Annotated in this window: 5 protein-coding genes and 1 pseudogene; all 6 read left to right on the top strand. The window is 73.2% G+C overall.

The window, feature by feature from the left end; all coding sequences use genetic code 11:
• A pseudogene (locus tag ACESL7_RS14615) lies at positions 1-327 on the top strand (hypothetical protein); the annotation flags it as partial.
• 79 nt (positions 328-406) lie between these two features.
• Complete coding sequence (locus tag ACESL7_RS14620; protein WP_372894031.1) at positions 407-700, top strand: DUF1330 domain-containing protein; 294 nt, start codon at positions 407-409, stop codon at positions 698-700.
• The gene (locus ACESL7_RS14625) at positions 700-1,140 is read left to right on the top strand and encodes a tellurite resistance TerB family protein (RefSeq protein WP_372894032.1); all 441 of its coding nucleotides are present in this window, start codon (positions 700-702) and stop codon (positions 1,138-1,140) included. Before ACESL7_RS14620 ends, ACESL7_RS14625 begins: the two co-directional genes overlap by 1 nt.
• A gap of 68 nt (positions 1,141-1,208) precedes the next feature.
• Positions 1,209-1,649, top strand: coding sequence for a tellurite resistance TerB family protein (locus ACESL7_RS14630; RefSeq protein WP_372894033.1), 441 nt, complete (start codon positions 1,209-1,211; stop codon positions 1,647-1,649).
• Positions 1,646-2,386, top strand: coding sequence for a PhnD/SsuA/transferrin family substrate-binding protein (locus ACESL7_RS14635; protein WP_372894034.1), 741 nt, complete (start codon positions 1,646-1,648; stop codon positions 2,384-2,386). Before ACESL7_RS14630 ends, ACESL7_RS14635 begins: the two co-directional genes overlap by 4 nt.
• Before the next feature lie 110 nt (positions 2,387-2,496).
• A complete protein-coding gene (locus ACESL7_RS14640) occupies positions 2,497-3,273 on the top strand; it encodes an ABC transporter ATP-binding protein (RefSeq protein ID WP_372894035.1) in 777 nt (258 codons plus the stop codon).
• The last annotated feature ends 29 nt before the right edge of the window (positions 3,274-3,302 follow it).

Here is a 3,302-nt window from a genome sequence, read left to right on the forward strand (position 1 = left end):
GGCCAGCCCGACCCGGAGGCACGCGGCGAGGGGAGCGTGGCGATCCTCTTCGCCGAGGACGCCTGCGCGGTGGGTTTCCGGGTGCACACCGAATACGTCGACGCCTTCGGCACGACCCAGGGCCACGAGGGCGAGATCGACGCCACCTTCTACGCCCGCGACGGGGCGGAGATCGGGCGCGTGACGATCACGGCGCCGGAGGGCATCTCGGCGCATGGAGTGCTCGACGCCGAGGCCGCCATCGCGGGGCTCACGCTCGAGAACCGCGACCCGGGCGGCGTCTCCTTCGACGATCTGCGCTTCGGCTGCCCGGCGCCCACCGGGTGAGCTTGACGCCCCGCGCGGAGGGGGCGATGGTCCGCGCGACGCGGCCCGCCGGGCCGGGCACCGAGACGGGAGGGACGGCATGGCCAAGGGCTACTGGATCGCGCGGATGGAGGTCACGGACCCCGAGGCCTACGACCGCTACCGCGCCGCGAACGCGGAGGCCTTCGAGAAATACGGCGCGCGCTTCGTCGTCCGCGGCGGCGCGCAGGAGACGCGCGAAGGGGCGTGGCCGGCGCGCTCGGTGGTGCTGGAGTTCCCGAGCGTGGAGGCCGCGCGGGCCTGCTACGACAGCCCCGAATACCAGCGCGCCAAGGCGCTCCGCGAGGGCGCGGCGGAGGTCGACCTGATCATCGTCGAGGGCTACGCGGGCTGATGTTCCGCGAGCTCGTCGCGCGCCTCACGCAGCCGGCGCCGGAGCCGCTGCCCGAGGCGGATGTGCCGCACGCCCTCGCCGCGCTGCTGGTGCGGGTGGCGAAATCCGATCAGGTCTATCGCGTCGAGGAGATCGCGCGCATCGACCGGAGTCTGGCCGCACGCTTCGGGCTCGATCCCGTGGCGGCCGCGAAGCTCCGCGCCGAGGCCGAGCGGCTGGACCACGAGTTGCCGGAGACGGACCGCTTCGCCGCCGTGCTCCGCGACTGCGTGCCCTATGCCGAGCGCCTCGGCATCCTCGAGGCGCTCCGGGAGGTGATGATGGCCGACGGCGTGGCCGCATCCGAACAGCAGGCCGCCGTCGCCGCGATCGAGGCGGCGCTCGGCATCGCGGAGTACGACAGCGCGGCGCTCCGCGACAGCGCGCGTTCGATCCCCTGAGCCGTCGCGCCCGGGTCGGTGACGCCTGAACCATTGGCGCGACCGGCCCGCGCGGCTATATGCCCCCCATGTTCGCAGATTTCCTCAAGCGTCTCACCGCTCCCGAGCCCGAGCCCCTGGCCGACGACGACGCCCGCCTCGCGCTCACCGCGCTTCTCGTGCGCGTCGCCCGCTCCGACGGCGACTACGCCGAGGAGGAACGCCGCATGATCGGCAAGATCGCCGCCGAGCGCTTCGGTCTCTCGCCCTTCGAGGCGCAGAAGCTCCAGTCCGAGGCCGAGACGCTGGAGGCGGAGGCGCCCGACACCGTGCGCTTCACCCGCGCCATCAAGGACGCCGTGCCCTACGACGATCGCCTCGGCGTGATCGAGGCGCTCTGGAAGGTGGTGCTCGCCGACGGGGTGCGCGACGATCACGAGAACGCGCTGATGCGGCTGGCCACCAACCTGCTCGGCGTCTCGGACGTGGACAGCGGGCGGGCGCGCCGCCGCGTCGAAGCCGGCGGGTGATCGCCGCGCTGCCGATGTATGCCCGCCCCGAGACGGCGGGGGCGACCGCGCGACTCTGGACCGCCATCCGCGACGCGCTTGGCGAGGGTCCCGAGCGGCTGACCGAGGCGGGAGACCTCCGGGCGCTCTGGGAGGCGCCGGACCTCCTTCTGGCGCAGACCTGCGGGCTGCCCTACCGGGCGCGGCTGGCGGATCGCGTGGCGCTGGTGGGCACGCCGGATTTCGGCCTGCCGGGCTGCGCGCCGGGGTGGTACCGCTCGGTCTACGTGACGCGGGCGGACGGGCCCGACGATCTGGATGCGCTGCCCGCGCCGCGCCTCGCGGTGAACGAGGCGCTCTCGCAATCGGGCTGGGCCGCGCCGGCGGCGCATTTCGCGGCGACGGGCCGGAGCTTCGGCGCCGTCACCATCACCGGCGCGCACGCGGCCTCGGCCGCCGCGGTGGCCGAAGGAGCGGCGGACCTCGCCGCGCTCGACGCGCAGACCTGGCGCCTCATTGCCCGGCACGACCCGGTGGCGCAGGGGCTCAAGGTCATCGGCGCGACGCCGCCCTCCCCCGGCCTGCCGCTGATCACGGCGCGCGGAGACGACGCGGCGCGGATCGCGCGGGCGGTGGCGGCCGGCATCGCGGCGCTTTCGCCGGACGACCGGGCGGCGCTGGACCTGCGCGGCCTCGTGGCGATCCCGTCGGCGGTCTATCTGGCGCAGCCTGCGGCCCCGCCCCTGCCTGCCGCCTGAGCATCGGGCAGAGCGCGGCCACCGCACGATCTTCCTTCGCGTTCGTCATTGCATCCTGCGGCGTTTTGCGCCCTAGTGCCCCTGTTCACGGAAACGTCACGAGACGCGCCTTGCCCGATCAGCCGCCCGTCATCGAGGTCCGCGACCTGCACAAGGCCTACGACGCGCTCGAGGTGCTCAAGGGCGTGAGCCTCACGGCGCGCCGTGGCGAGACCCTGGCGCTCATCGGCTCCTCCGGCTCGGGGAAATCGACGCTGCTGCGCTGCCTGAACCTGCTGGAGGACAGCCAGCAGGGCGAGATCCTCTTCAAGGGCGAGCCGGTGACCTGGCGCGGCACGGGCCTCGACCGGCACCCGGCCGACCAGGCGCAGGTGATCCGCATCCGCACCAACCTGTCGATGGTGTTCCAGCAGTTCAATCTCTGGGCGCACATGACCATCCTGCAGAACGTGATGGAGGCGCCGCTCACGGTGCTGCGCCGCGACCGGGCGGAGGTGGAGGGCGCCGCGCGCGGCTATCTCGACAAGGTCGGCATCGGCGACAAGGCCGACGCCTGGCCCGCGCAGCTCTCGGGCGGGCAGCAGCAGCGCGCGGCCATCGCGCGCGCGCTCTGCATGGAGCCCGAGGCGCTGCTCTTCGACGAACCGACCAGCGCGCTCGACCCCGAGCTCGAGCAGGAGGTGGTCCGCGTCATCAAGGACCTCGCCGCCGAGGGACGCACGATGCTGATCGTCACCCACGACATGAAGCTCGCGGCCGATGTCGCGAGCCACGTGATCTTCCTCCACCAGGGTCTGATCGAGGAGGAAGGTCCGCCCGAGGCGCTCTTCGGGGCGCCCAAGTCGACGCGGCTGCAGGGCTTCCTGTCCTCCACCCGCGCCGCCTGAGAAACGTGAAACCAGAGAGGGAGTGCAGA

The organism is Rhodosalinus sp. (assembly GCF_041685465.1).
Classification (GTDB): Bacteria; Pseudomonadota; Alphaproteobacteria; order Rhodobacterales; family Rhodobacteraceae; genus Rhodosalinus.

What these genes read in the sequence shown, in the direction of transcription:
- ACESL7_RS14620 (WP_372894031.1), top strand. Translation starts at nt 407, where the DNA reads ATGGCCAAGGGCTACTGGATCGCGCGGATGGAGGTCACGGACCCCGAG.
- ACESL7_RS14625 (WP_372894032.1), top strand. Translation starts at nt 700, where the DNA reads ATGTTCCGCGAGCTCGTCGCGCGCCTCACGCAGCCGGCGCCGGAGCCG.
- ACESL7_RS14630 (WP_372894033.1), top strand. Translation starts at nt 1,209, where the DNA reads ATGTTCGCAGATTTCCTCAAGCGTCTCACCGCTCCCGAGCCCGAGCCC.